Raw genomic sequence first — 23,177 nt, 5'->3', positions numbered from 1 at the left:
AGATGTGGATGCTTGCTTTATCGCGTTTTTTCGTCGCAAAAGGTATAGAAAATCTACTGATTCTGTTTATACACAGAAGGCAATACCGCATACATTGCCTTAAAATATTTGCTGAATTGTTTAGGATTATTGAAACCGACTTGATAAGCTACCTCTGCAACACTTAGATTGGATTTTACCAGGAGTTGAGCGGCTTTGCGCAATCGAATATTACGAATAAACTCGGAGGGCGTATGGCCATTTAATGCTAAAAGGCGTTTGTATAAACCTACGCGACTAATGTTTAGGGCTGCCGCTAAATCTTCTACTGAAAATGTCGTGTTGGCTATATTATCTTCCACGATTTTGGCTGCACGCCGTAGAAATTTTTCGTCCTCAGATTCAATGGCGGTGATAGAAGGAATAACTTCAAGTTGTTTTTTATAAGTTCTTTCCAATAATGTCTTTTGCTTTAATAGGTTGTCGATTTTTGCTATTAGCAACTGGAAATGAAAAGGTTTGATGATATAATCTGACGCGCCGGAATCAGTAGCTTTTAGCTGTATCGCTTCATCGCTATAGGCTGTCAATAACATAACGGGTATATGACGGGTTCGGGAATCGTCTTTTATCTTTTTGCATAAGTCAATACCCGAATCGCCGGGCATCTGTATATCCGAAATGATTAAGTCGGGATGTTGCCCAAGTGCTTTTACCCACGCTGATTGTGCATCAAAAGCATAATCCAGTTGAAACTTATACTTTAAGTTTTCATATAGGTAAAAAATCAAATCTTCATCATTATCAACCAAAAGTATTGATGGAAGCTTTTTCCCTTGCTCCCTTTTGTGTTTTTGTGGATGGAGATCGGGTCCAACTTCAGCTAGTGCAGATAGGGCATCGCTGTTTTTTTCAACATTAACAGGTAATGGTAGATCAATTGTAAAGGTGCTACCCACGTTCTCTTGGCTATTGAGTGTAATTGTTCCACCTAGCAGTTGCACGTAATCATGTGTAATTGATAATCCAATACCGTATCCTTGATTGTAAAGGTTCTTGGTGTCAACATGTTGAAAATAACGTTCAAAGATTTTTTCTTGCTGATCTGCGGGTATACCTATTCCTGTATCTTTCACTTTTATTTCTAAGTAATGTGAATTTGCAGCATCTTTTACTGTAAGTATTACCTCCACTTTACCATTTTTGTCGGTGAATTTCAACGCATTACTTAATAAATTAAATGTAATACGTTCGATTTTTTCTTGATCGAAATAGGCGTAAAAGCTGCCTTTATTTGAGATGAATGAGAGTGTTATATGTTTTACGGCCGCCAGATCCATAAAAGAATCAACATGTTCTCTGATGTGCGAGATGATATCACCTAAAGTTAAGTCTATCTTTAGCTTGTTGCTGTCAACCTTTTTTAAATCAAGAAGTTGATTGACTAAATTCAATAACCTTTTGGCATTGCGCTTCATGGTTTGCAACTGAGTCTTTTGTCCCTCATTTAGCTTTTCATCCAGTAATCGATCAATTGGTGCTAGGATGAGACTTAATGGTGTGCGAAATTCATGACTTATGTTAGTGAAAAATTGTGTTTTAGTTCTGTCTAGCTCAACTGCCTGTTTAAAAGCTTCGCGCTCCTGTTGCAGTCGAAATCGGCTTTTTTGTCGTTTCCTTTCAATATGTCGGATCAGTAAAAGCGAGGCACCAAGCAACAGAATGTAAGAGACATAGGCCAGAGGTGTTTTCCAAATGGGGGGAGCAATTTCAATGCGGAGCAAGGTATAGGGATCGCTCCATTGTCCATTATCGAGCGACGCTTTTACCTTGAATTCGTAAACACCCGGATCCAAATTCGTAAAGGTTATTTTGTGATCGCCCTGGTCAGGTAACCAATTGTCATTAAAACCTTCAAGCTGATAGAGAAACCGTCGATGCTCCTTCGTTATATATTCAAGCGGCGAGAAGGTAATTGTAAAAATATTCTGATCATAATTTAGGGATATGTTTTTGGTATAGGTAGGGGAATTGATTAAAATGGAACGACCATGATATTCTTTATCGATTTCCAATGTCTCGTTGAATAATGAGAAGGCTGTTATTACCGGTTTAAATGGCGCTTTTAATTTAGGAATATCCTTTGGGACGATGATGTTAAAACCAGCTGGCCCACCGAAAATAAGCTCTCCCGCTTTTGTTTTGTATACTGCATTTTCATTAAAAGAAAGGCCCTGAAGACCATCTTGGGTATGGTAATTTTTGATATCCGGTAATTCGTTATCGCTTTCCCGATAGTGTATGCATGATAGGCCTTTTAAGGTGCTTACCCAAAGTCTGCCCTGTGCGTCTTCTAATAAATTCAGCGCAAAATTATCAGGTAGGCCATTTGTATTCCGAAAAACTTGAAAGCTATTTGATCCAGGTTTATACAAGTTTAGACCATCTTGTGTAGCAATCCAAATACGGCCATGTTTATCTTGCAATAAATCCGAGATATAGTTATTGCTCAAGCTGTCTTTCCCGGTTCCGGCCGTAAACTTGTAAATGATTTCGTTAGATCGATTCAATATCACAATTCCCTGCGCACCTCCGACCCATAGATGTCCGTTTTTATCTTCCATTATGGCTGATATGTATTTCGGTATGCCTGCATTGTTCACACTGACAAACCGATCGTATTCCGCTTCATAGTAATAAAGCCCGTTTGATAGCGTTCCTACCCATATCCGGCCTCTGCTATCCTGATAGATTTCCCATATATTATTATCATGAGGGTATCCATCTCGATCTGATTCAAGCGGGTATTGCTTAAACGTCTTGCCGTCGAACATATTTAGGCCGCCGTGGTAAGTGCCAACCCAAAGTCTATCTTTTGTATCGAGCAGCATGCTGACAATGATATTGCTACTTAGGTCGTTGGGTAAGTCGGTTTGCTTATAAGTTTTGAACTGATTCTTGGCGCGGTCGAAATACAAAAGACCACCGCCATTTGTACCTATCCATAAATTGCCCTGACGATCTTCTGCAAATCGATTTACATCTTCAAAGGGTAACCCTGTTTGCTTGTTTACCAGCGGGAACATAAAAAGTTGCTTATGATAATAGCTTAGCCCTTGTTTATATGTTCCAACCCATATGATTTGCTGGTCATCCTTATAGAGTGAAATGGTGCTGTTCTGTGCTATCGTGGAAGCATTGGCATCATGATGAAGAATATAGGACACGGAGAAATCCTTTTTGTGTAATAGATTAATTCCACCATGATCAGTTGCTAACCAGATATTGTTGTTTTCATCCTCGGTAATATGGGTAACTACATCCGTATTCAGCGCAGCAGGTTTGCTGTTTTTATGCAGGTGTCTGGCGTCTGTTTTTCCCTTTTGGAGGTAGTAAACACCAAGCGGAACATCTGTTGAGTAAACCCAAAGGTCGTCATGCCGATCACAAAATAGTTTAAAGATTGCACCAGACAAACCATCAACCGCTTTTGTGATCGCTTGAAGACGTTTTCTGCACACGAGGGTTTGAATATCTATAATCTCTATCAATCCATTTGCGTAAATTGTATGCAATGTTCCATTGCTTTGCGAAAGCGCTATACCGGTTATGTTTTGTCCGTTGAGGCTTTGAAGGCGGACGCTCGTTTTTTTTACAGGATTATATCGATATAAGCCATTTCCAACAGTTAGAAACCAAAAATTCCCCTGACTATCTCGCTCTATTTGAATAATGTCTGTAGGCGGTAGTCCATAGGTTTTTAATACGCTATCTACATTCCTGACGAAATTTTCGTGTTTGTCCTGATAGATGTTTAAGCCTTTTTTACTTTTTATCCACAGTTTGTTTTCAGGGCCGATAAACAGATCGATGATATTATTGTCCTTTATGCTGGTAATATTTGCGTTAGAGTGGCGGTAAACCTTGATTTGACGGCCATCGTACCGGTTTAAGCCCGCTGAAGTACCGAACCAAAGAAAACCGGTTGAATCTTTAATAATGGCGCTTATGTGGTTATTGGATAAGCCATGCTGCTCGTTCAACTGGTAGAATCGAATATTAGCTATACGTTGTGCTAACGTTGTCATTATGCTAAACAGCATCAAAATCAGGGTATATAGGGTAACTCGTCGCACGGTTAAGCAATTTATTTCAGTGGATCGACAGTAGATGATTAGATCAAAACTGTTGGTTTTTGTTAGTTTTTGTTCCACCAAACCTATAGAAAATTGGCGTGATTTCCAATTTGCTAAATAACCTTAACTGAAATAAGCGTTCTTTTAACACTATAATATACCGTTAAAAAGCGAAATCTCTGATAGTTTGAACAGAATAGCGGTAGCGGAAAAAAACTTGCTTTCTCTACGGTATAATTTCTGACATATGTGGATACTTTTGTGATCAGGTGGCAAGCGGATACGTTTAATTTTCTGTAGTTTTGTGTCATCTTATTGCTCAATCCATTTAATAGCTATGTACTTAATTTTTGATACTGAAACGACAGGATTACCGAAACGTTGGGATGCACCCATTACCGATACAGATAATTGGCCGCGCTGTGTGCAGATAGCTTGGCAATTACATGACGATATGGGCCGTTTGATTGAGCATCAGGACTATCTGGTTAAGCCGGAAGGTTTCAATATTCCTTATGATGCTGAACGGGTCCATGGTATCTCTACCGAGCTAGCTTTAGAACAGGGAATTGATCTGGTTGAGGTGTTGGAAAAGTTCAATATTGCTTTGGATAAAGCCAAGTTTATTGTTGGACAGAATATCGGTTTTGACATCAATATTATGGGTTGTGAGTTTCATCGGATGGGAATTGCCACAACCATGGGCGAGAAGGCGGTATTGGATACCTGTACAGAGGTTACGGCAAATTTGTTACAGCTACCGGGAGGTAGGGGTGGTAAATTTAAACTTCCCAATCTGACAGAGCTGCATGCATATTTATTTGGAGTACCCTTCGCTGAAGCACATAATGCAACCGCCGATGTTGAAGCTACGACACGCTGTTTTCTAGAGCTGATCAAGAAGAATATTTTCACTGCGGCTGAGTTACAAGTTCAGGAAGATTATTTTGAGGTTTTTCGAACGAATAATCCAGATCCTATCGCGGCAGTTGGTTTACAGCATGTTAATCTGAAAGCAGCCTCTGATTCAATTAGGCGACGTTTAAAGGCTGATCAAGATAGCATTTCACAAAAAGAGCTTGACGCCAACAGAGAGGAGCTTAAAGAAGTCGATTACGTACACCTTCATAACCATACGCAATTTTCCATTTTGCAATCGACCATTTCTGTTTCCGATTTAGTGAAGGCCGCCGCTAAGCATAGAATGCCTGCTGTAGCAATTACTGATCATGCAAATATGATGGGCGCTTTTCACTTTGTCAGCAACGTGCTGAATCATAACAAGGCGGCAGAAGCCAAAAATAAAACAGCCGTGGAGAATGGAGAGGAGCCGAGCGAAGTGATCATTAAGCCTATCGTGGGCTGCGAATTTTTTGTTTGTGATAATCATGCGGATAAGACGAGAAAGGACAATGGTTACCAGATTGTAATGTTAGCAAAGAACAAGACAGGCTACCATAACTTGGCCAAGATGTCTTCGTTAGCTTATACTGATGGATTTTATTATGTACCTCGTATCGATAGGAAGATAATTGAGCAATATAAAGAAAACATTATCGTCCTTTCAGGAAACTTATATGGTGAAATACCGAATAAGTTACTCAATATGGGAGAAAACCAGGCGGAGGAAGCTTTGATATGGTGGAAGGAGACTTTCGGTGAGGACTTCTATATCGAATTGATGCGACATGGCCAGGAAGATGAAAATCGTATCAATGCCAGTTTAGTTGAACTGGCAAGGAAACACGGGGTAAAACTTATTGCAACTAACAATACGTACTATATAAACAAGGAAGATGCGCATTCACATGACATTCTTTTATGTGTTCGGGATGCGGAGAAACTAGCGACACCTAAAGGGCGCGGTCGAGGCTTCCGTTACGGACTGCCCAATGAGGAGTACTACTTCAAATCGGGCGAAGAGATGAAGAAACTCTTTACCGACATCCCTGAAGCGATTGCAAACATCCAGGAGATTGTAGACAAGGTAGAGGTTTACTCACTTTATCGTAATGTACTTTTGCCAAAGTTTGATATTCCTGAAGAATTCCAGGTAGCAGAAGATCAGCTGGACGGCGGTAAAAGAGGAGAGAATAAATACCTTCGACATTTAACTTATGTAGGTGCCGCTAAGCGTTATAGCGAGATTACACCGGAGATAAGAGAGCGGCTTGATTTTGAGTTACAAACAATCGAAAAAACCGGTTACCCAGGCTACTTCCTGATTGTACAAGACTTTATTGCGGCGGCTAGAGAAATCGGCGTGTCCGTTGGGCCGGGTCGTGGCTCGGCTGCAGGCTCCGCGGTCGCTTATTGCTTGGGAATTACAAACATCGATCCAATTGCATATGATTTACTTTTTGAGCGTTTCCTAAATCCCGATCGTGTTTCCATGCCGGATATTGACATCGATTTTGATGATGAAGGCCGAGGACGGGTAATGGACTACGTTATAAATAAATACGGCGCCAATCAGGTAGCACAGATTATTACCTATGGTACAATGGCCGCCAAATCTTCTATTCGAGATACGGCAAGGGTGTTGGACTTACCATTATTTGAAGCGGACAAAATTGCGAAACTCGTACCAAACTTAAAGCTTAACAAGCTATTTAATATGGATGCACAGGCCTTGAAGAGCGCTTTAAGAACAGAAGAGCTTGAGAGTGTCCGCGAATTAATCAATTTGGCAAATGGTAATGATCTCGGAGCTGAAACAATCAGGCAGGCGAAAGCATTAGAAGGGTCTGTGAGAAATACAGGAATACATGCCTGTGGTGTAATCATTACGCCGGATGATATTACCAATTTCGTTCCTGTATCCACGGCGAAAGATTCCGAGCTTTACGTAACGCAGTTCGATAACTCGGTGGTTGAAAGCGCAGGTTTATTAAAAATGGACTTTCTGGGTTTGAAAACCTTAACCTTGATTAAGGACACGGTCAGCTTGGTGAAACATACGAAGGGGATTGAACTAAATCCTGACTTTTTTCCGATTGACGATGTGAAGACCTACGAGCTTTTCCAGCGCGGTGAAACGGTAGGTATTTTCCAATACGAGTCGCCCGGCATGCAGAAGTATATGAAGGAGCTAAAGCCGACCGTTTTTGGTGACCTGATTGCTATGAACGCTCTTTATAGACCCGGGCCATTGGAATATATCCCCAGTTTTATCCGACGAAAAAATGGAGAGGAACCCATTACCTACGATTTGGAAGCTTGTGAAGAGTACTTAAAAGAGACCTACGGTATCACCGTTTATCAAGAGCAGGTGATGCTTCTCTCCCAGAAGCTAGCCGGTTTTACCAAAGGTGAAGCGGACGTTTTGCGTAAGGCTATGGGTAAAAAGCAGCGCGATGTACTGGATAAAATGAAACCGAAGTTTGTGCAACAAGCAGCGGAAAAAGGACATGATGAAAAGGTTTTGGAGAAGATATGGAAAGATTGGGAGGCCTTTGCAAGTTATGCCTTTAATAAATCGCACTCCACTTGTTATGCGTGGGTGGCCTACCAAACAGCCTACTTGAAGGCTCATTATCCTGCCGAATATATGGCCGCTGTATTATCCAATAATATGAACGATATCAAGCAAATATCATTCTTTATGGAAGAGTGTAAACGAATGGGATTAACGGTTTTGGGTCCGGATGTAAATGAATCATTCTACAAGTTTACGGTGAACGACCAGGGAGCTATACGCTTTGGTATTGGTGCAGTAAAAGGAGTTGGAGCCGGCGCTGTAGACACCATTGTGAGCAATAGGGATGAAGGCAAGTATCTATCCATTGCCGATTTTGCCCGGCGCAGTAATCCACGTACGATCAATAAGAAGGTATACGAAAGTTTGGTGTATAGTGGGGCTTTTGACTGTTTTGGTATAAACAGGGCGCAATTCTTCCATGTGCCTGAGGGGCTAAGCCAAAATGGGATAGAGCGTCTAATAAAATATACGAATGATTACCAGTACAACAAAAATAATGCAGCTATGTCATTGTTCGGAGGAACCAGTGATGCGGATATTCCCGAACCATCCTTACCGCCATGCCCTGAATGGGGATTGATGGAGAAGCTGCGTTACGAAAAAAACGTTGTTAGTATGTATATAACCGGGCATCCAATGGATGACTATCGTTTGGAATTGGAGTATTTTTGTCAACACAAGGTGAGTCAACTCCACTTGATTGACAAAATGAAAGCCGGTGCAGGGAAAGATGCTGATAACGGACAGGACGCAGGACTAGAATCTCCGGAGGAAGGAGTAGAAGATGTCAAAACGGAATTTGCTAAGATAAAAAATAAGGATTTAGTAGTAGGAGGGATGGTTACCGCAGTTTACCATGGCATGACCAAAACGGGCAAACCCTATGGACGTATGACCTTTGAGGATTACAGCGATTCGTATGAAATGGCACTTTTTGGTGAAGATTATGTTAAATTTAAAGGGTTTATGAACGAAAACTACTTTTTGCAGATTAGGGGCACAGTTAGTGAACGTTTTCGACAACAAGATAATTGGGAGTTTAAAATCACTTCGATTCAACTATTGTCTGAGCTTCGGGATAAAATGGCGAAATCGATCAGTATTCAGGTACCGCTGCATGAACTGAACAATAAGTTTGTAGATAATCTGCAACAAATTATTCATAAGAATCAGCAGGAACAGGAAATTAGAAATTGTCAATTGAAGTTTGTATTGTTAGACTATGAAGATAAGGTAAGCTTAGAGATGCCTGCAAAGGGCATGAAAGTACATCTAAGTAATGAGTTTTTACAAGATTTGCGAGCTTTAACGGGCGATAGGGGCTATAAGTTAAATTAGTGTCAGATTGTCAGATACTATACTTTGGCAAAGCTTTTGAAAGTTATCTTTGTAATATCAATTCTAGGATGTAGGAAAATCTTGGATATTAATAATAAGCATATAAAATAAAAAGATAATGGCATTAGAAATCACAGATAGCAACTTTGATGAAGTTGTTTTGAAATCAGACAAACCCGTGTTGGTGGATTTTTGGGCAGAGTGGTGCGGACCATGCCGTATGGTAGGACCTGTTGTTGAAGAATTAGCAAAAGATTACGACGGTAAAGTTGTTGTAGGAAAAGTGAACGTGGATCACAACGCCGAAATTTCTACTAAATACGGAATTAGAAATATCCCGGCTTTATTGTTCTTTAAAAACGGTGAGATTGTGGACAAACAAATCGGTGCCGTGCCTAAGTCGGTTTTGGCTAGTAAGTTAGAAGCACAGTTAGCTTAGGTTTTCGCTGTTAGGTATTAGCTGTTAGCAAATTAGCTAATGGCTAAAGCCTAATAGCTTAAAGCTCATAAACGATCCAAACCCTGTTTAATAACCGTACAAGCTGCTATTATTTCTTCCTCTTTAATAATTAATGGCGGAGAAACGCGCAAAGCCGTTTCGTGATGTAAAAACCAATCGATCATGACGCCATTTTCTGCACAGTATTTACTAACAGCTTCGACTTGCTGAAAAGACGTTAGCTGAATGCACATCATGAGGCCAATGCCTCTTACTTCTTTTATGAGTGGGTGCTTCAAATGAGCTTTGAATATTTCATGTTTCTGTGGAACAGTATCCATTAATTTCTCTTCCAAAATAACCGTTAAGGACGCCAGCGCTGCAGCACACGATACAGGATGTCCGCCGAAGGTGGTAATATGGCCTAAGATCGGATTTTCTTTAATAACATCCATTATTTCTCTTCTAGCAATAAATGCCCCTATGGGCATACCCCCACCTAAGCCTTTTGCAGTTAATAATATATCCGGGACAATACCATAATGCTCAAAAGCGAAAAGTTTTCCAGTTCGTCCCAGCCCTGTCTGTATTTCATCTAGTATAAGAAGAGCTCCCGTCTCATTGCAACGTTTACGTAGCTGTTGCATATAATTTATATCCGGCACACGGATGCCCGCCTCTCCCTGTACGGCCTCAAGCACTACGCCAGCGGTATCTGTGGTGATTTTTGAGAGATCGTTGAGTTCGTTATAGTTGATATAAGTTATATTAGGAAGCAAGGGCTCATATGGTATTTTATATTTTTCATCTCCCATTAAGCTGAGAGCACCTTGCGTACTTCCATGATAGGCCTTCTTCGCAGCAATAAACGCGGAGCGTCCGGTGTATTTTTTAGCTATTTTCATCGCTCCTTCAGTTGCTTCGGTGCCCGAATTTACGAAATAGATGTTGTTCAGGGTAGAAGGGAGTTGCTCTAACAACTTAGTAGCCAAGGCCACCTGAGGTGCTTGAATAAATTCGCCATATACGGTAACGTGGAGATATTTTTCCAGTTGATCGCGAATAGCCGTTAAAACTCGAGGATGCCGATGTCCGATATTACTAACAGCGAAGCCTGATACTAGATCCATATACTTTTGGCCGTCGGGCCCATAAAGGTAAAGCCCTTCTGCTTTTTCAATTTCTATTAACCGTGGGCTTGTAGACGTTTGTGCGGTATTCAATAAAAAAAGTTGGCGATTACTTAACATAGAAATCCTTTCAATTCACTCTGTGCGTCGAAGGTACAGATTTAAAATAGTATAGAGGTACGGGCGGGCGATAAAGATCTTTTACTCGTTTCGTCGGTCTTTCAACTCCTGCAATAGTTGCTCCCTAAATTCTCGCTCCGCTTCAAAAAATTTAGCGGTTCGTTGTGCATTTATTATAGGAATAAAAGCGTCACGATAACGCATCTTCAAAGCTAAGACCTCCGAGTCATAGTCTAATTCACTTCTCTTTTTTCCGGTTTTAGTTCGCCGTTGATGAATCAGTGCCCTCATTTCCCGCTGGTATTGATTATATAAAGGGAAAAAACGTTCAGCATCAGCCGGACTTAAGGAAAGTTCTTTGGTTATGTAGGCTATCTTGGCAGCTTCAATCTGCTTAAATCGATTCTGTTGATCTCTATCTTGAGCCTTCAGCGTGAAGATAGAAGCAACCAACAGTATATATGTAAAAAGTAATTTCTTCATTTCAAGTTAGATACTGTAATCCAAATAGGCTTCTATATCTTCTTCTGAAAATTTGGGTTTATCCATTTGAATGACACCATCAAATTGAGCTTCAAGAAAAGCAGCGTCTCCCGGTTCACTATAATACTCCAGATAGTTCACAATTTCATTATCGGGAATGCTTTTCAAAGTACGTTCAAAATTGTTGGATTGATACTGAAAGAAACCGTAAACACCTAAGCCGATTGCTATGCAAGCCGCTGCCGCATAGCCGATCCAGGTTAGATTCCGATTTTTCCTTCTTATTGGAAATGCAATCTCCCTTGTCTTTTCGTTTTTAGCTGTGGAAACTATCGCTTGATTGATTTTTTTATCTAATTGATCAAAATAATTTTGCGGTGTGACAAAACCCGAGGTCGTAACTTTTTCCCTTAGTTTTTCGATGAAAGGGTGATATTCAGTATCTTCAAACGTAGAATTTGCCAGTGTCAGGTTGTCTTCCTTTTCTATTTTGGCAATGATATGGTCACTAAGTGATTCAAAATACCCGTTTGGTACAGTGAAGCTTTTCTCCATATCGGAAATGATGGAGACACGTTGCATGATGTTAGCTTCCAATCGATCAAAGTAATCCGTAGGCACAATAAATGGCGTATCCTTTGGATTAGGCGGCACCCCTTGTATGCCAGCTAAATCATCTTGATAATTACGTTCATTGTCCATAGTGCTCATAGTAACTCTTAGATATAGATTACGCTAAAAGGTTTAATCGTTATCACTAAAAAATTGTTCAATTTTTTTTACGGCTAAATGATAGGATGCTTTTAGCGCACCAACACTTGTTCCCAGGATTTCAGAAATTTCGTCATATTTTAGATCATCGAAATATTTCATATTAAAAACCAGTCGCTGTTTCTCCGGTAAGGTTAATAAAGCTTGCTGTAATTTTAGTTGAGCTTGGTTTCCGTTGAAGTAACTTGAGGTAGTGAGGGTGTCCGACAAATAGGAAGCAGAATCATCATCTAAGGATATACTTTGATACTGCTTCTTTTTATTTAAAAATGTAATACACTCATTGGTTGCGATACGATAAAGCCATGTGTATAGCTGCGCATCGGCTCTAAAGTTCTCCAGATTTTTCCAAACTTTTACAAAAATATCCTGCACCAAATCATCCGCGTCATCGTGATCTACTACCAGCCTACGGACATGCCAGTAAATCCGCTGCTGGTATTTTTTTAGCAATAAATTAAAAGCCTCATTTCGAGTTCTTTCGTTAGAGAATTTTTCAATTATTATTGAATCTTCCATTAGAGAGCTTGATGGTTGATAACAACGGAAGGAAACCTGTTACCTTCCGTTGCTAACCTAAACCATTTATTTTCTTTTGATAACTTTCTGAGCGGCGCTAACAATACTCGCAGCATTTAGTCCGTATTTCTCCATTAATTGTGCAGGTGTGCCACTTTCTCCGAAGCTGTCGTTAACAGCAACATATTCTTGGGGAGCTGGATGGTTTTTAACCAACACTTGGGATACGCTATCACCTAAGCCGCCAAGACGGTTGTGCTCTTCTGCTGTCACCACACAGCCGGTTTTAGCCACAGACTTTAAGATTGCTTCTTCGTCCAAAGGTTTAATGGTATGAATATTTATAATTTCAGCGTCTATTCCCACTGCAGCAAGCTGTTCTCCTGCTTGAATAGCTTCCCAAACTAAGTGACCGGTTGCAATAATCGTAACATCGGAGCCCTCGTTTACCATCCAAGCTTTGCCGATTTCAAATTTTTGATCCGGGTCGGTAAAGATTGGTACGACAGGGCGGCCGAAACGAAGATAAACAGGACCATCGTAGTCGGCGATCGCGATCGTTGCGGCTTTTGTCTGGTTATAATCGCAAGGATTAATCACCGTCATACCGGGCAACATTTTCATTAAACCGATATCTTCCAATATCTGATGGGTAGCGCCGTCTTCGCCTAATGTTAGACCGGCATGTGAGGCACATATTTTAACATTTTTTCCGGAGTAAGCGATAGACTGGCGGATTTGATCATAAACTCTTCCCGTGGAGAAGTTTGCGAAGGTTCCGGTGTAGGGGATTTTTCCGCCAATGGTTAAACCGGAAGCAATTCCCATCATATTAGCTTCAGCAATTCCTATCTGGAAGAATCTTTCCGGAAAATCTTTGATGAATGCATCCATTTTTAATGATCCAACTAAATCGGCACACAGTGCAACGACATTGCTGTTTTTTTTGCCTACTTCATGTAAACCAGCTCCAAAGCCCGAACGCGTGTCTTTCTTGTCCGTATATGTATATTTCTTCATTTCGTAATATTGAATAGTGTATGACCAAGTCAGGTCAATTAATAATCTCCTAAAGTTTCTTCAAGCTGTGCTAGTGCTGTAGCTAGCTGTTCATCATTGGGTGCTACACCATGCCATTTATGAGATCCCATCATAAAATCAACGCCATATCCCATTTCGGTATGCATAAGAATCATAATCGGTTTTCCTTTTCCGGTACGGCTTTTCGCTTCCGTTAAGGTTTCGATGAGCTGCGCCATATCGTTACCTTTTGCCTCCAAAACATCCCATCCGAAAGCCTCCCATTTGGCTTTTAAATTACCTAAAGAAAGTACACGTTCGGTTGGACCATCGATTTGTTGACCGTTTAGATCAATCGTTGCGATAAGGTTGTCCACTTTATTATGTGGCGCATACATGGCAGCTTCCCATACTTGGCCTTCTTGCAATTCGCCATCGCCCATTAAAACATAAACCAGTTTATCATCCGCATTTAATTTTTTCGCACGGGAAGCCCCGATTGCCACGGAAAGTCCTTGACCAAGAGAGCCAGAAGCAACACGCACACCCGGCAAATGTTCATGTGTTGTTGGATGCCCTTGCAGCCTGGAATCAATCTTTCTAAAAGTTGCTAGTTCACTTTTGTCGAAGTATCCGGCACGTGCCAAGGTGCTGTAAAATACGGGAGATATATGTCCATTGGACAAAAAGAAAATGTCTTCTCCAATACCATCCAAGTTGAACGTAGGATTGTGTTCCATTTGATGGAAATAGAGAGCTACGAAAAAGTCTGCACATCCCAGTGATCCTCCCGGATGGCCGGACTGGCAACCATGTACCATGCGTACGATATCTCGACGTACTTGCTTTGCTATGTTTTCAAGTTTTGCTATGTCTGCACTCATTATAATTTGTGTTAAACGATATTAAGATGCTAAGATAAATATTTTTAGTTATTAGCCGTTAATTAATAGTTGTTAATTTGACACTTATATTAGTTGGTCTTTTAAATAAATGGTCTATTTTACCAAATCCCGTATCTGGCGGGAAGCATTTTTATTATCGACCTTTCTGATGATATGTTCAATGATTCCCTTTTCATTGATCACAAAGGTAGTTCTGGCTGTTCCCATGTATTTTCTACCATACATATTTTTCTCCACCCAAACACCGTAGTCCTCAACTATCTTTTTATCCTCATCAGCCAATAAGTTGAAAGGGAGTTCATACTTGCTGATAAACTTTTGATGCGATTGTTCACTGTCAATACTCACTCCTAATACCTCATATCCATCTTGAAGGAGAGACTGATAATTATCTCTAAAGTTACAGGCTTCGGTGGTGCAGCCCGGTGTATTATCTTTCGGGTAAAAGTATAAAATCACTTTTTTACCTAAATAGTCTTTCAGTTCTACGGTTTCACCTTTTTGATTTTTGGCCTTAATCGCCGGTGCTTTATCACCTTCTTTTAGTTCTTTCATTTTTTTAGTTATTAGATTTTAGCCGTTAGCTAATGACTAATAGCCAATGGCTGACAGCTTATTTCACAAAATCCGCCTCAAATACTTTTTCGTTGTCTTTCCAGTCTTTTACACGCAATTTGAACCGATGCCTTCCTTTAGGGAGGTTGTCGTCAAAGGTATGTCGGAGAGATGCACTTTTGGGATCATATTCCATTAATATCCATTGATCATCTATGTAGCCCTCAAATGACTGAATTCCTGACAAATTATCGGATATTTTGAAGTTAATCCGACTGTAGGCACTCATATTTTTGTTTGCAGAGAGATTAAGCGAACGGATAATGGGAGCGACGGTATCAACGGTGATATAAAAACTTCCCAGGGTTCTTGCAGTCGTCATAACAAAACCATCTTTATAAATGCCTCCTTGCGAATCGCCTTGCGCATTTACAATAAGAGCTTTGGATTGCAAGTTGCGGGGCACGTCCTGCGCATTAATTGCCAAGCTATATCCCTGATGCACCGGAACCATGCGGTTATGGATGTGCTGTAGATGCGAATAAGCACCTTTTGGACGCGTGCCTTGATCGTATCTAAAATATAAATCGCTGTATAGGCTGCCTTTAGGCAGGTTAATCTTTATCGCGTCATTTTCAAATTGGTTATCTTGCCCATAATAAAAGAAAGTCGTTCCTTCGTGATTCTTTTTTGCTATCGTATACTGAGGATCGTTTCTGACTTCGAATGATAAAGTACTCACATTGCCCATTATATCTTTTACTTTATAAAGAAGCCGATGACTCTGTTGATCTTTAATATGGATGATACCCCGATTATGAAGATTGTGGTAAATTTCTAGTTTGTTCCCTTGTTCCACGAAGCTCTTTTGTATTCTTCTTTTATGTAATATATAAGACGCATAATCAATATGTGCATTAATGGCTCGACTATTGTCAAAAGAAAAGCTTTCCCAGGCCGCTGTATAAATGTTCTTTCCATCCAAGAAAAGTTCAATGGAGTATACGCCGTTTCGATTGGCCGATGCAGAATTGAGGTCGGAAGCTACAATTCCAAAAGCGGTTGGTCCGTTGATGATAATTGTTTTTGTCGGGGTAATTTTATATTCACCACCGGTCCCCGAAACCTGAAAGTGTTCTCTTTCTGTGTTTTCGTCGTATGTATCGCTTCCAAATCGATATATCGTTAAAGCGCTAATAGTAGGAGGGACCCTGTCGGGAATTGTCAGTCCAAAAAGTTGAGCGTTAATGGTATGCTCGGTCTTAGTATCTCTAAGTTCAAAATGTAAATGGGGTCCAGCGGACCCACCGGTATTCCCCGAGAATGCGATGACGTCTCCCTTCTTCACCGGAATCATTGTGGCTGTCAACGGAAAATCTACATCAAATCTTTTTTCACTGTATTGCTTATCTTTTACAAGTGTGGCGATTTTTGCATTGAATTGTTGTAGATGCATATAAACGCTGGTATAACCATTTGGATGATCTATATAAAGCGCATTTCCGCCACCACCTATTTGGATGCGGGCACGAGAAATAAAGCCATCAGCTACGGCGTAAACCGGATAACCCTCTCGCTGATTCGTCCTATAGTCTGTTCCAGAATGAAAATGGTTTGACCTCAATTCACCAAAGCTTCCGGCTGCCTGCGGCGCTAAGTCTAGCGGAGGACGAAAATAGTTCTGCGGGTATTGTTTTTGCTGAACGCGCGAATCTTGAGCTTCTACCGGAAGCATGAAATGGAGAAATAGCGAGGTAATATAGAGAAGTTTCATCCGCAATTTACTTTATATTGAAATCAAGTAGCTTTTGGTCTTCAATATAACCTTCCAAATGATCGCCGATAGCCACAGGGCCTACGCCGGCAGGTGTTCCTGTAAAGATTAGATCGCCCTTACGGAGTGTAATGTATTCGCTTACAAAGGATATAATGCTCTCAAAAGAAAAGATCAAATTGTTTGTATTCCCTATCTGAACTTCTTCTCCGTTTTTCTTTAAACAAAAATTAATGTTATAGATATCTGCAAAAGTGTTTTTTGGAATCAAAGTACTAACGGGCGCCGATTGATCAAAGGCTTTTGCCAGTTCCCAGGGTAGACCTTTTTGTTTATGTTCTGCTTGAAGATCGCGTGCTGTAAAATCGATTCCCAAACCGATGGAATCATAATAGGTATCAGCAAATTTTCGCTGAACATGCTTTCCCTCTTTGCAAATTCGGATCACTATCTCAATTTCGTGATGGACTTCCTTTGAAAAATCAGGTAGATAAAAATCTTTATTGTCTTTAAGTATTGCTGTATCCGGTTTCAAAAAAATTACAGGCTTTTCCGGTACAGGATTGTTTAATTCGTGGGCATGGGCTACATAGTTTCTACCGATTGCTATAATTTTCATTTAATAATTTGTTTTAAAGTGGCAATGAAGCTTGCCTGCCTACGGCCAGCAGGTTTCATTTAATAATTTGTTTTAAAGTGGCAATGAAGCTTGCCTGCCTACGGCCAGCAGGTTTCATTTAATAATTTGTTTTAAAGTGGCAATGAAGCTTGCCTGCCTACGGCCAGCAGGTTTCATTTAATAATTTGTTTTAAAGTGGCAATGAAGCTTGCCTGCCTACGGCCAGCAGGTTTCTGTAAATATACCCCCAAACCTACTACAAAAAAAAATTGCAACGAATTTTTTGATTGTTAATTTAAATAAAAAAACCATCCGTTTCCAATTGGAGCGGATGGTTTCGAATCAGAAAAGTAATTAGTTTTTATCTAGAGCACTTCAATTCGCTTAACAATAGTTTCTGTACCGGCAACAACACGGATAAAGTAAAATCCCTGGTTAAGCTTACTACCCAAGTTAAAAGTGTTGCTTTGTTCTCCCGCAGACAGACGTTGTGAAAGCAAAGTAGTTACTTCATTTCCCAACGCATCCATCACTTTGATGGACACATTACTATCTTTGTTTAGTTTAAAGGACAAACTCAGTTGATCTGAAATTTGGTTTGGAAAAACCTTCACATTACTGAGCAGCTTTTCATTTTCGGTCCCCTCCATCTTTTGTGCCCCCATTAAGGGAGAAAAAGGTTTGAATCCAAAGTGCAGATCGCTGACCTTATAGGCTTTGTGGTCAGAAATTCGACTCTTCTGCATGGGTGTTTGCTGCTTTCTCGATGCGGAATCCATTTCTAGACTGAGAGAAGCCGCCGCATGCGTGTCTATTTTTGCTAGCGTAAAGACTACACTTAAAATAAAAAGATATAGAATAGAAAAGTATTTATATGCCATAGGTGTCGCTTCAAATAGTTATTGCAAAAAAAGAGAAGTGGATCGTCACAAAGGGAAACACTTCACCAGTTAGCTTGACTACAAAAATATAATAAATATATTTCAATTTTTAGAACAAAGCAAAAAAAAGATAGTTTTTAACAATTTTTAACAACTTTTTTCGTTTGCTCTGTTTTTGAATTGATTGGAAATGAGACATGCTTTCAAATATCAATATATTAGCTACATTTGCCTCGTAAATTAGAAAAATTAATCAGTGGAAAAATCAAAAGATTTACACAAGTTAAGCGCTGCGGGTTTATTGGTTAGTTTGGGGGTGATATATGGCGACATAGGAACCTCTCCTTTATATGTATTCAAAGCCATTATAGGTGACGATGTTATCACATCTGAGTTGATTTATGGGGGATTATCCTGTATTTTTTGGACTTTGACTTTACAAACTACCATAAAATACGTTATCATCACGTTAAAGGCCGATAATAAGGGAGAGGGTGGGATTCTGTCTCTATTCTCGCTAGTCAAACGGAGAGCTAAGTGGTTAATATTTCCGGCCATGGTTGGAGCTGCCGCTATGCTTGCTGACGGGATGATTACGCCACCAATCACCGTATCTTCCGCAATTGAAGGGTTGAAAATCTATAACAAAGATTTGCCCACTGTTCCCATTGTGATCGGCATCATTTCTGTTTTATTTGTTATTCAACGATTTGGAACATCGGTGGTAGGAAGAGTGTTTGGTCCGCTGATGTTTGTTTGGTTTACGATGATGGGGGTTTTAGGCTTACGTTACTTGGTTGATATGCCCGAAATTATTGCAGCTATCAACCCGTATTATGCCATTAAACTTCTAATTAATTATCCGAATGCATGGTTGATTTTAGGAGCGGTATTCTTGTGTACTACAGGTGCTGAAGCACTTTATTCAGATTTGGGCCATTGTGGGCGCGCGAATGTTAGAATAAGCTGGATTTACGTAAAAACCTGCCTATTAATGAATTATTTTGGTCAAGGCATTTGGTTGGCACAGCATCAAGGTGCCTATCTAAACGATCAGAATCCTTTCTACCTCTTGATGCCGGAGTGGTTTTTGACGATTGGCATTACCATTGCAACGATAGCAGCTATTATCGCATCGCAAGCTATGATATCGGGATCGTTTACCCTGATTGCTGAGGCGGTGCGACTTAATATCTGGCCGAAAGTGAAAATTAACTACCCAAGTAATCAAAAAGGCCAGTTGTACGTGCCATCGGTAAATTTACTTTTATGGATTGGCTGTATGGTCGTAATTTTAATATTCAAAGAGTCGCGCAATATGGAAGCGGCCTATGGATTAGCCATCAATACCACCTTTCTAGCAACAACTGTCTTAATGGTAGCGTATCTTTTCAAAAAGCATACACCACGGTATTTGATTGCGCTTTTTTTCATCATTTACATGGGGATAGAACTGGCTTTTTTAGCGGCAAACGGCGCCAAAATTGCTCATGGTGGATGGCTGACGCTGCTTTTGGCGAGTGTGCTTTTTGCTGTTATGCTTTGTTGGTGGTGGGCTCGAAAGATAAAGAATAATTTTGTACGCTATGTTGATATAGAGGATTATTATCCTATATTAAGTGAATTGACAGAAGATGAAACAGTGCCTCGCTATGCTTCTCAACTCGTATACCTGACTAGCGCCAATTTTAGATCGGAAATAGAGTCGAAGATTGTTTATTCTATTCTTCAGAAGAAACCAAAACGCGCCGATGTATACTGGCTGGTTCATGTTGATGTGACCGATGAACCCTATACAAATGAATATAAAGTGGATCACCTAGTTAAGGGCAAGTTGATACGAATAGATTTTCGTTTAGGATTTAGAGTCGAACAACGTATTAGCCTGTTGTTCCGAAAGGTAGTAGAAGAGTTAGTGAAAAACCAGGAGGTAGAGATTACAAGTAGGTATAAAACCTTGAAGAAATATAATATGGTGGGTGACTTTCGATTTGTGGTCCTCGAAAAAGTGGTTTCAAGGTCTAATAATCTAGGGTTTATGGAACGTATCGTAATGGATGCCTATAATCTGCTGAGGCATTTCAGTTTATCAGAAGAAAGAGGTTTCGGCTTAGATTCCAGCTTCGTGACCATTGAACGTGTACCACTTGTCATTTCGGGTACAAAAGAAATTAATATCAAACGAAGTTATTGGAAGCAGTAGGTTCGGTTAATTAGCCAATTAGCGAATTATTCGTAAGTGTTAGCTTTTTCGGCACTCATGAACTCCCAAAGGTCGGTTAGCCAATGTAATGGTGGTGGGTTAGGTGGTTGTGACAGTTGTACTTACATACCGACAGGGTAACTAAAGCTTAGAGCTTATCGCCTAAAGCTCTATGGCTAGCATTCAATTTTGACTTTCTATAGCCGTAAATGAAGTAGATGATAAGACCTATAACGAGCCAACCAATAAATATAATCCAGTTGCTTGCGCCAAGTTCAGTCATGAGGTAAAGATTTACCAAAATACCGGCTACCGGGAGTGTCGAGAAGTTGTATTTGTAGCTGAGAACAGTGAGTATGACCCAAGTAAGCCAGAAGATTATTGTGAGCGATTTATGTTCGATTAATTCCACGGCAGAGAGATCAACCCATTCTTTTATCGTTGCTTTACCATATATGAACAGACCTAGCACTGTTATTAAGAGGGCTAAACCGACTATATATTTGCCGTTGACGTAAGGAACCCGGAACTTTGATTGTTTTGAGATCCCTTGATGATCTAAATATAAAACACCACCACAAACCAATATAAAGGCAAAGAAAGTACCTACACTGGTTAAGTCTACAAAGAAATCCATTCTAAAGAATAGCGCAGGAATCGTAACCACGATACCGGCAATAATGGTGGCAAAGCCAGGTGTTTTATACTTGGGATGAATACTGGCAAATTTTTTCCATAATAGACCATCTCGGCTCATCGTCATCCAAATGCGTGGTTGACCCAATTGAAAAACCAATAGGGCACTGGTAATAGCTATAACAGAACTAATGGAGATGACTCCTGCCATAAAATCTAATCCTGTTGATTGAAATACAAAGGCTAAGGGATCATTCACGTTCAATTCTTTATAGTTCACCATCCCTGTTAGCACAAGCGTTATTAATACATATAAAACGGTACAGATTAAAAGGCAGTAGATCATAGCACGTGGGAGGTCACGTTGTGGATTCTTACATTCCTCCGCTGTAGTTGAAATGGAGTCAAAACCGATGAACGCAAAGAACACAGCTGCAACACCACTTAAAATTCCTTGAATTCCATTAGGTGCGAAAGGACTCCAGTTTGCCGGTTTAACATAAAAAGCACCCCCGATAATAACAAAAAGCACCACGCTGACTTTAAGAATGACCATGATGTTGCTTGCAGTTCTTGATTCTTTAATGCCAATATAGACCAGCCACGTCACCAAAATCGTAATAAGGCCAGCCGGAAGGTTGCAAACAAGGGCAATATTACCTAAGTGGGGAGCTTGTTCATAGGCCGCTGCTGCAATTTTTTCAGAAGAACTGAGAGCTTCGGAGCCCGCTTGTTGTAGTTTATGGAAAGCTTCATAGGCGCCTTCGGAAGAAGTTGTAAGCCACAGTGGAAGTCGGATGCCGAAGCCCTTTAGCATGCTTACAAAGTATTCAGACCACGAGATGGCAACCACCATGTTGGACACTGCATATTCCAAAATAAGTGCCCATCCGATTATCCATGCGAATATTTCACCGAATGCAACATAGGCATAAGTATAGGCACTTCCGGAAACGGGGACGGTGCTTGCAAATTGCGCATAAGAAAGCGCCGTAAATACACATGCTATCGCTGTAAAAACGAATAAAAGCGAAACTGCCGGACCACCGTTATAGCTTGCTAATCCTATTGTACTAAAGATACCCGCCCCAACAATAGCCGCTATACCGAGCGAAACTAGATCTTTTACGCCTAGGACTTTTGCTAATCCTCCGCTTCCTTGATGATACGTGTCTTTTTGGATTTGCTCAACGGTTTTTTTGCGGAAGAGTTTATGAGCCATACGATGTTTGGTTGTTAAACAGCAATTAAAATTAAGGCCCAAACATAAAAAAAATATTTTATTCCGTTGTTATGGACACCAAATAAAGCTGCATCCATTCTTAGGTGAGCCTAATTGTAGTATTTGCTTAAATAATCGGCAATTTCGTTAAAGATCACTTTATAATTGTATGCTAATTCTCTTTCATATACATTTAAGGCATCAGTCAGCTGAAGTTTTTTATCTTCATTTAAGCCTTGCGGCCAAAATTTTTTACAAACTTGGTCTAGAGCGTAGGTAACTTTGGCCATCTCACGATAGGTTCCTAAATATCGATCATTGATAAAAGCATTAAAAAATGTAAGGAATAGTGTGGTATCTTGTAAGCCGGCAAGTTCCAAAAAACGGGATAAGCTTTGACGATCTACATCTTGGAGTTGCCCGTAGAAGTCGTTTTCATGTAGCCAACTATCCTTGAGAAGTAAGCGATCAAGGAGGAGCTCGAGCGCAATGTGTGAAAGAAACGAAGCGCGGATGGGTGTATTTGCAACAACAGGTGACAAATGCGCTTTCAATTGTCTCGTTTTTTCCAAAAAAAACACATTGTTGTGGAAGAACCGGTCTGTAGCCAAGTGGCGGCACCAGCCTTTCAATATCCGAGAAATACGCTGATCATCGATAAACAATGCAACATTCTTCTCGGGAAAAACACGGATATCTCTATCCATATTTCGTAAAAGATCAGGCAGCACAGATCCAAGTGCGCGATGAGGGTCATTTACTTTTCGTTCAAAATAAAAATGAGATAGGAAATTCATGGTACTCAGTTTAAAGTCCTCATCTTTGTCCAATTCTGTTATGTGCAAACTTCCTGTGAATATACATTTTTTATGCCAGTTTTCAAATAGGAGCTTTCGAGTAAAGAACTCCAGGTATTAAATGGAGAAAAAATTACATCGATGAAAAAATAATGCTAAGTTTGCACAT

General features: G+C 40.2%; 16 protein-coding genes. 3 read left to right on the top strand and 13 right to left on the bottom strand.

Features of this window, described 5'->3' with window-relative positions; translation table 11 throughout:
• Positions 1-53 precede the first annotated feature (53 nt).
• Positions 54-4,067, bottom strand: a complete 4,014-nt coding sequence (locus FKG96_RS16805) for a hybrid sensor histidine kinase/response regulator transcription factor (RefSeq protein ID WP_165446955.1) — start codon at positions 4,065-4,067, stop codon at positions 54-56.
• Positions 4,068-4,452: 385 nt separating this feature from the next.
• Here FKG96_RS16805 and dnaE point away from each other — a divergent pair, with 385 nt between their 5' ends.
• Together dnaE and trxA are read left to right on the top strand one after the other, a co-directional pair.
• Positions 4,453-8,934, top strand: a complete 4,482-nt coding sequence (gene dnaE / locus FKG96_RS16800; protein ID WP_130855818.1) for a DNA polymerase III subunit alpha — start codon at positions 4,453-4,455, stop codon at positions 8,932-8,934.
• A 118-nt stretch (positions 8,935-9,052) separates the two neighbouring features.
• Positions 9,053-9,373, top strand: coding sequence for a thioredoxin (trxA, locus tag FKG96_RS16795; RefSeq protein ID WP_013667172.1), 321 nt, complete (start codon positions 9,053-9,055; stop codon positions 9,371-9,373).
• A gap of 65 nt (positions 9,374-9,438) precedes the next feature.
• Here the strand turns inward: trxA and FKG96_RS16790 are convergent, their stop codons facing one another.
• The 10 genes from FKG96_RS16790 to FKG96_RS16745 all read right to left on the bottom strand — a co-directional run bounded on the left by FKG96_RS16790 (position 9,439) and on the right by FKG96_RS16745 (position 18,150).
• Entirely contained in the window at positions 9,439-10,623 is a 1,185-nt protein-coding gene (locus tag FKG96_RS16790) for an aspartate aminotransferase family protein (RefSeq protein WP_130855819.1), read from the bottom strand.
• Positions 10,624-10,704: 81 nt separating this feature from the next.
• Entirely contained in the window at positions 10,705-11,106 is a 402-nt protein-coding gene (locus FKG96_RS16785) for a hypothetical protein (RefSeq protein ID WP_013667170.1), read from the bottom strand.
• A gap of 6 nt (positions 11,107-11,112) precedes the next feature.
• Complete coding sequence (locus FKG96_RS16780; protein WP_149105716.1) at positions 11,113-11,808, bottom strand: hypothetical protein; 696 nt, start codon at positions 11,806-11,808, stop codon at positions 11,113-11,115.
• Between the two features lie 42 nt (positions 11,809-11,850).
• Complete coding sequence (locus tag FKG96_RS16775; RefSeq protein ID WP_013667168.1) at positions 11,851-12,396, bottom strand: RNA polymerase sigma factor; 546 nt, start codon at positions 12,394-12,396, stop codon at positions 11,851-11,853.
• A gap of 66 nt (positions 12,397-12,462) precedes the next feature.
• Positions 12,463-13,416 carry a transketolase family protein gene (locus tag FKG96_RS16770; RefSeq protein ID WP_130855822.1) on the bottom strand — a complete coding sequence of 318 codons (954 nt, stop codon included), beginning with the start codon at positions 13,414-13,416 and terminating at the stop codon, positions 12,463-12,465.
• 38 nt (positions 13,417-13,454) lie between these two features.
• Positions 13,455-14,300, bottom strand: coding sequence for a transketolase (locus FKG96_RS16765; RefSeq protein WP_130855823.1), 846 nt, complete (start codon positions 14,298-14,300; stop codon positions 13,455-13,457).
• A 114-nt stretch (positions 14,301-14,414) separates the two neighbouring features.
• Positions 14,415-14,876 carry a thioredoxin-dependent thiol peroxidase gene (bcp, locus tag FKG96_RS16760; protein WP_013667165.1) on the bottom strand — a complete coding sequence of 154 codons (462 nt, stop codon included), beginning with the start codon at positions 14,874-14,876 and terminating at the stop codon, positions 14,415-14,417.
• Positions 14,877-14,934: 58 nt separating this feature from the next.
• The gene (locus FKG96_RS16755; protein ID WP_130855824.1) at positions 14,935-16,650 is read right to left on the bottom strand and encodes a M23 family metallopeptidase; all 1,716 of its coding nucleotides are present in this window, start codon (positions 16,648-16,650) and stop codon (positions 14,935-14,937) included.
• Positions 16,651-16,657: 7 nt separating this feature from the next.
• Positions 16,658-17,269 carry a fumarylacetoacetate hydrolase family protein gene (locus FKG96_RS16750; RefSeq protein WP_130855825.1) on the bottom strand — a complete coding sequence of 204 codons (612 nt, stop codon included), beginning with the start codon at positions 17,267-17,269 and terminating at the stop codon, positions 16,658-16,660.
• 365 nt (positions 17,270-17,634) lie between these two features.
• Complete coding sequence (locus FKG96_RS16745) at positions 17,635-18,150, bottom strand: T9SS type A sorting domain-containing protein (RefSeq protein ID WP_130855826.1); 516 nt, start codon at positions 18,148-18,150, stop codon at positions 17,635-17,637.
• Between the two features lie 256 nt (positions 18,151-18,406).
• Between FKG96_RS16745 and FKG96_RS16740 the strand changes: the two genes are divergently transcribed.
• The gene (locus FKG96_RS16740; RefSeq protein WP_130855827.1) at positions 18,407-20,353 is read left to right on the top strand and encodes a KUP/HAK/KT family potassium transporter; all 1,947 of its coding nucleotides are present in this window, start codon (positions 18,407-18,409) and stop codon (positions 20,351-20,353) included.
• A 148-nt stretch (positions 20,354-20,501) separates the two neighbouring features.
• Here the strand turns inward: FKG96_RS16740 and FKG96_RS16735 are convergent, their stop codons facing one another.
• Both FKG96_RS16735 and FKG96_RS16730 read right to left on the bottom strand, forming a co-directional pair.
• Entirely contained in the window at positions 20,502-22,211 is a 1,710-nt protein-coding gene (locus FKG96_RS16735) for an amino acid permease (protein WP_130855828.1), read from the bottom strand.
• A gap of 110 nt (positions 22,212-22,321) precedes the next feature.
• Complete coding sequence (locus tag FKG96_RS16730) at positions 22,322-23,008, bottom strand: hypothetical protein (RefSeq protein WP_013667159.1); 687 nt, start codon at positions 23,006-23,008, stop codon at positions 22,322-22,324.
• Positions 23,009-23,177 lie beyond the last annotated feature (169 nt).

This window comes from Olivibacter sp. LS-1 (genome assembly GCF_008245145.1).
Lineage (GTDB): Bacteria > Bacteroidota > Bacteroidia > Sphingobacteriales > Sphingobacteriaceae > Olivibacter > Olivibacter oleidegradans.
Note: the sequence above shows the minus strand (reverse complement) of the source record. Positions and strands in the feature narration are given on the sequence as shown.